The sequence below is a fragment of the Blastomonas sp. CCH1-A6 genome (assembly GCF_001556365.1).
In the GTDB taxonomy this organism is placed as follows: Bacteria; Pseudomonadota; Alphaproteobacteria; order Sphingomonadales; family Sphingomonadaceae; genus Blastomonas; species Blastomonas ursincola.
The window spans coordinates 1-4,811 of sequence record NZ_LSIS01000100.1; the positions used below are offsets into that span (position 1 = coordinate 1).

At 65.4% G+C, this 4,811-nt stretch carries 9 protein-coding genes; 3 read left to right on the forward strand and 6 right to left on the reverse strand.

The features are described 5' to 3' along the window. The 6 genes from AX735_RS04495 to AX735_RS04520 form a co-directional block, all read right to left on the reverse strand. Positions 1–360: transglycosylase SLT domain-containing protein (locus AX735_RS04495; RefSeq protein WP_156447415.1), on the reverse strand; the 360-nt coding region annotated here is incomplete at its 3' end. A gap of 351 nt (positions 361–711) precedes the next feature. Next, positions 712–1,020, reverse strand: coding sequence for a hypothetical protein (locus AX735_RS04500; RefSeq protein WP_066276263.1), 309 nt, complete (start codon positions 1,018–1,020; stop codon positions 712–714). Continuing rightward, the gene (gene flgM / locus AX735_RS04505; protein WP_060978913.1) at positions 1,020–1,307 is read right to left on the reverse strand and encodes a flagellar biosynthesis anti-sigma factor FlgM; all 288 of its coding nucleotides are present in this window, start codon (positions 1,305–1,307) and stop codon (positions 1,020–1,022) included. The genes AX735_RS04500 and flgM overlap by 1 nt, the downstream gene beginning before the upstream one ends. A gap of 115 nt (positions 1,308–1,422) precedes the next feature. Then, complete coding sequence (locus tag AX735_RS04510; RefSeq protein ID WP_082750931.1) at positions 1,423–1,974, reverse strand: hypothetical protein; 552 nt, start codon at positions 1,972–1,974, stop codon at positions 1,423–1,425. 53 nt (positions 1,975–2,027) lie between these two features. Beyond that, on the reverse strand, positions 2,028–2,513 hold the full coding sequence (locus tag AX735_RS04515) for a hypothetical protein (RefSeq protein ID WP_066276266.1): 486 nt from the start codon (positions 2,511–2,513) through the stop codon (positions 2,028–2,030). After that, complete coding sequence (locus tag AX735_RS04520) at positions 2,510–3,208, reverse strand: MotA/TolQ/ExbB proton channel family protein (protein WP_066276269.1); 699 nt, start codon at positions 3,206–3,208, stop codon at positions 2,510–2,512. Before AX735_RS04520 ends, AX735_RS04515 begins: the two co-directional genes overlap by 4 nt. Positions 3,209–3,449: 241 nt before the next feature. Here AX735_RS04520 and flgB point away from each other — a divergent pair, with 241 nt between their 5' ends. The 3 genes from flgB to AX735_RS04535 all read left to right on the forward strand — a co-directional run. Then, positions 3,450–3,800, forward strand: coding sequence for a flagellar basal body rod protein FlgB (flgB, locus tag AX735_RS04525; protein ID WP_023838682.1), 351 nt, complete (start codon positions 3,450–3,452; stop codon positions 3,798–3,800). A 3-nt stretch (positions 3,801–3,803) separates the two neighbouring features. Further along, positions 3,804–4,208, forward strand: a complete 405-nt coding sequence (flgC, locus tag AX735_RS04530) for a flagellar basal body rod protein FlgC (protein WP_066276275.1) — start codon at positions 3,804–3,806, stop codon at positions 4,206–4,208. Continuing rightward, positions 4,205–4,811 (forward strand): flagellar hook capping FlgD N-terminal domain-containing protein (locus AX735_RS04535; RefSeq protein WP_066276280.1); only part of this gene is annotated, 607 nt, incomplete at its 3' end. The genes flgC and AX735_RS04535, both read left to right, overlap by 4 nt.

Consider the following 4,811-nt stretch of genomic DNA (forward strand, 5'->3'; position numbering starts at 1 on the left):
TTCGCCCGCCATCAGCGCGGCAATTTCGGGATTCTTGCGCAGCGCGAGGATCGACTGGCGGGTCTGCGGATCGTCGACACGGTAGCGGCCGCGCCCGTCGCGCTGAATGGCGTTGGCGGCCCAGTCCAGCCCGTGCTTGTATCCGTGCTTCTCGACAACGCCGAGCCAGCTCTGGTCGATGAACTGGTACAAGCCGGTCGCCGACGAGGTTCCCGCCTTGGCATTGGGGTTGAGCCCGCTTTCGATGCGCGCCTGGCCCATGAGATAGTCGAAATCCACGCCCGTGCGCTGCGCAGACGCGGCAATCGCGCGGGTGACGCGATCTCCTGCATTGCTGACACTGCCAAGATACGAGGACAAAACGGCTCTCCAGAGTTACTGGAGACGTTCACAGCAAAAGCTGTGCCAATTTGGGGATGCTGCCGCCCTTGCCCGCAGCTGCCGTCGATCCTCTCCCCTCCCGCTCGCAGGAGGGGCAGGTTCAGCCTGCTGAACCGGGGTGGGATAGGAGCACGACCGGTGGCGCTAGCCCACCCCGCCCTTCGGGCACCCTCCTGCACGCGGGAGGGGAGAGGCGATGCGCGTCATGGCAGATTCGCTCGAACGGAAAGCCCTCCCCCTCGATGGGGGAGGATTTCGTACAGCGCACAAACAAAAAGCCCCCCGCCCGCTGGGGGCGAAGGGCCGAATGGAGGTCTTTCGGGGAGAGTATCAGCGCCGGGCGGGGCGGCCTGTATAGGTCGCGACCGTCTGTTCGCCCTGGATCGCGGCGACGCGGCGCTCGACATGGTCGCGCAGGAAGCGCAGGCGCTGCGCGGCAGCGGCATTGTACTTCATCAGCGTTTCCAGCTGGCTGCGGGTGCTGGCATCGGCGCGCAGCACACCCTGGGTGCGCAGGGCATCGGTGATCCCGCCCAGATCGCGGGTGTGCGCGATCATGGCTTCGGTGTCTCCGGCGTCCAGCGCGGCGATCAGCGCGGTTTGCGTGTCCGCAAAGCGCTCAAGCAGTTCGCCCTGCATCAGTTGAGCGATGCGCCGAGGTCGAGTTCGATCATCTTGGCGGCAAGCTTTTCCGCGTCGATGACATAGCTGCCATTGGCCAGCGCATCGCGGATCGCGGCGACGCGGCCTTCGTCGATCGGCGCAGAGGCGGATGCGGTCTGCAGGAAGCTGCTCACCGACACCGCTTCACGCAGGGTATTGTCGGTCGCAGCCGTGGCCGCGCTCGCGCCAACGGTCTTTTCGGTGCTGCCGCCCTTGCGGGTCGCACCGACGATCGGGCTGCCATAGGCATTAATGCGGGACATGGTGTAAAGACCTCGTTCTAGCATGACTTACGTCCTTTAACGGCCTTGGCAGCGGTTGCTTAAGGCGATTTTTTGACAAAGGGTTAACGCGATCTTGCTCGCGCTGGTAAACGGCTCAGTTACTGAGGATCGTGGCGCGGCCCGGTTCGACGATGCGCACGAATATGGGCTTGCCCCTGGGATCGTCGCGCACCGGAATGACCTCGCCGACGCGTCCGTCCTTGTCGGCGATCATCACGCGCGAAAGCGAGAACATCGGCCGGTCGACGGTGAGCAGGATCGGCTCGCCGCGCTTGACGGCCTCGGCGCCCTGCCCTGCCAACGCCCTGGCCTGACCCGGACGCGGGGCGACGGCCTGCTCGCGCTCGGCGGCCAGATCGAGCGGCACGCGGATACGCCAGCCGAGCGCGGGGCAGCGCACGGCGGCTGCGCCCAGATCAGGTCCGGTGACCTCAAGCGCAACCGGGCAGGCCTTGAGCTTGAGCCGACGATCCACCGGCGCGCGCGCGCCGCCAGGCTCGCCGATGCCAGCGCCCATGGTCGCGGCAACCAGCACGTCGATCTCGTTCAGATCCTGGATGGCTTGCGCCTGTGCCTGGACGCTCGCCGAGGATGCCAGCAGGGGCGCGGCAAGGCCTAGCGCCAGAAATGTTTTGCGAACGGGCATGAACGGTCCTTTGATGACTGTGCCTCGATCACAGCAAGGTCCGTGCCAGAAACTCAGCGCTCGGCCGCATCGCGGGCGCGGATCGTGATGAGCACGGTTCCGCCCGCTGCCGTCTCCCCTTCGCCAGGTCGCGCCAGGTCCGGTAGCATCGCACCATCGCCAACGCCCTGTTCGGCCAGGACGCGCATGATCGCCGCCGTCCGCGCCGCCGCCAGTTCCCAGCGATCAAGCCGCGAGCTGCGGTTGGCCGCCACCACGGGAACGGCAATGGCGAATTCCGCCTGCCGATTCTTGCCGCCAAGCGCGGCAACCGCCTGCCTGCCCCCTGCCGTCAGCCGCGCCTCCTGAGGTTCGAACAAGGTGGTCAGCTTCAAACGGACCTGCTGCGCGCGCGCCGCCTTGTCTTGGCCGAAGCTTTCCGAAAACGCGTCGGCCACGGCGGGGTGGCGATCGCCGACGCTGGCGATCATCGCCATCACGCCGGTCATGATCAGCGCAAGGTCCAGAAACGACAATGTGGTGCGCTGTGCCGGCGTCATATATGTTCCACCGGACGCGGCGGCTGCGCCTCTGCCTCTTCCTTGCGCTTCTGTGCGGCGGCGATGTCGGCATATTCGCGTCGGCCGATATCCACCAGGCGTCGTGCGGCATCCTCTTCCCAGTGGGTCTGTTCGCCGGCGATGCGCGCCAGGCGCTGCGCGATCGGGCCCGCGATCACGTTGGCGAGCACCAGTCCATATAAGGTGGTGAGTAATGCGACTGCCATCGCGCGGCCGATCGAGGCGGCATCGCTGACATTGCCGAACAGCAGGATCAGCCCGATGACGGTGCCGAGCATGCCCATGGCGGGCGCGCAATCGGCGACATTTTCCCAGAAGCGTACCATCGCGGTCAGGCGCGCGCGGCGCTGCGCCGCCAGCCGGACGATCGCAGCCTGAAAGCCGTCGAGCGACCGGTGGTTGGCCATCGCGTCGGCGGCGGCAGACACGAACGCCCCGCCCGACTTCACGCGGTCGGCGCAACTGATGCCGCGGCTTTCGACCATATGCTCGATGCGCAGGACCGCGCGATAGCCGTCATCGGCCTGTTCCTGCACCTTCAGCCACAGTTCGCGGCGCAATGCGGAAAAGCCGCTCAGCGCAGCCGACGTACCGTTCTGTGCCCAGGCGACGGCAAAGCTGGTGCCCACCACGCCCAGCAGCGCGGCGGGATCGATAAAGGCGGCAATCGACATCGCGTATCCGTTCAAACCCCCGATTGCCCCCGGCACAGCGGCAGAAAATTGCCGCCTGACTGGCAGTTAATTGCCACCCCCTCCACGGATCGTTGACGCATGACCAGGGGCCATCCCGTCCGGAACCCCGGATTTCCGGCATTTCCATCAATTGGCACAGGCTTTGCTTCTCCCTTGGGCGACGCACTCTGTCCATCGCTTAGGACGGCAGATGCAGCCACAGTTTAAGAGGAATGGTCCCATGGGGGCAGACAGGCTTTTCGGAATGCACGGCACGGCGCTGCAGCTGCGATCGCAGCGGCTGTCGATGCTGGCATCGAACATCGCCAATGCCGGAACGCCCGGATACAAGGCGCGCGACCTGGACTTCGACAAGGCCATGCAGCGCGTGCAGAGCGGCGACACGCTCGACGCGGCGCTCGGCGAGAATGCGGGCTATCGCATTCCGCTGCAGCCCTCGATGGACGGCAACACCGTCGAGCTGTCGACCGAGCAGACGCTGTTTGCCGAAAACGCCATCGGCTATTCGACCACGCTTTCCTTCCTCGAGGGCCGCGTCGCGACGCTGACCCGCGCGATCAAGGGAGAATAAGCCATGCCCGGTCCCATGAGCGTCTTCGACATTTCGGGCCGCGCCATGTCGGCCCAGCTGTCGCGACTGAACACCACCGCATCGAACCTGGCCAATGCCCGCACCACCTATGCGAGCGAGAAAGAGGCCTATCGCGCGATCAAGCCGGTGTTCAAGACCATCGAGGAACGCCCCGGGGTCGCCACCGTCCAGGTCGAAAAGGTCGTCCAGTCGGACATCAAGCCGGTCAAGCGGCACGACCCCACCAATCCGCTCGCCGATGACGAGGGCTATGTCTGGGATGCCGGGGTCGATGAGACCGCCGAGCTGATCGATATGCTCGAGACCGCCCGGCAATATCAGAACAACGTGCAGGTGATGCAGACCGCCAAGTCGCTGATCCTCGATACCGTGAGGATGGGCAAATGACGACCGTCACCAATGACTTCGTTTCGCAATACCAGAAGCAGACCGCGAGCGTCCCGAGCGCGAACAGCAAGGAATCGCTGGGCCAAGCCTCGTTTCTGAAGCTGATGACCGCGCAGCTCAAGTTCCAGGACCCGTTCAAGCCGGTCGAGAACAAGGACATGGTCGCGCAGATGGCGCAATTCAGCCAGGTCGCGGGCATTTCCGAGATGAACGCGTCGCTCAAGGCCATTGCCGGATCGTTCGGCACCTCGCGCCTCGCTGAAGCCGCCAATTTCATCGGCCGGTCGGTGCTGCAGGATGGCGACACCGCCTATGCCGATGCGCAGGGCCGCTATTCCGGCGAGTTCAACCTGGCCAATGCGGCGAGCAACGTCTCGCTCGAATGGCTCGATAGCGCGGGCAATGTCGTCCACACCCAGGAGATGGGCAATCTGCCCGCGGGCCGGATTCCTTTCCAGCTCGTCAGCGAGGACGACCAGGGCAACCCGGCCGATATCGGCCCGCTCAAGGTGCGCATCAAGGGCGCCGCCGCCTCCACCGTTTCGACATGGCTGCCGGTGACGGCGGTCGAATCCAGCAGCACGGGTGCCGACGCCCTGCTGG

Bases quoted from the DNA above. Each gene is read 5' to 3' on its own strand.
- AX735_RS04500 (WP_066276263.1), bottom strand. From the start codon at position 1,020: ATGCAGGGCGAACTGCTTGAGCGCTTTGCGGACACGCAAACCGCGCTG.
- flgM (WP_060978913.1), bottom strand. From the start codon at position 1,307: ATGTCCCGCATTAATGCCTATGGCAGCCCGATCGTCGGTGCGACCCGC.
- AX735_RS04510 (WP_082750931.1), bottom strand. From the start codon at position 1,974: ATGCCCGTTCGCAAAACATTTCTGGCGCTAGGCCTTGCCGCGCCCCTG.
- AX735_RS04515 (WP_066276266.1), bottom strand. From the start codon at position 2,513: ATGACGCCGGCACAGCGCACCACATTGTCGTTTCTGGACCTTGCGCTG.
- AX735_RS04520 (WP_066276269.1), bottom strand. From the start codon at position 3,208: ATGTCGATTGCCGCCTTTATCGATCCCGCCGCGCTGCTGGGCGTGGTG.
- flgB (WP_023838682.1), top strand. From the start codon at position 3,450: ATGGGGGCAGACAGGCTTTTCGGAATGCACGGCACGGCGCTGCAGCTG.
- flgC (WP_066276275.1), top strand. From the start codon at position 3,804: ATGCCCGGTCCCATGAGCGTCTTCGACATTTCGGGCCGCGCCATGTCG.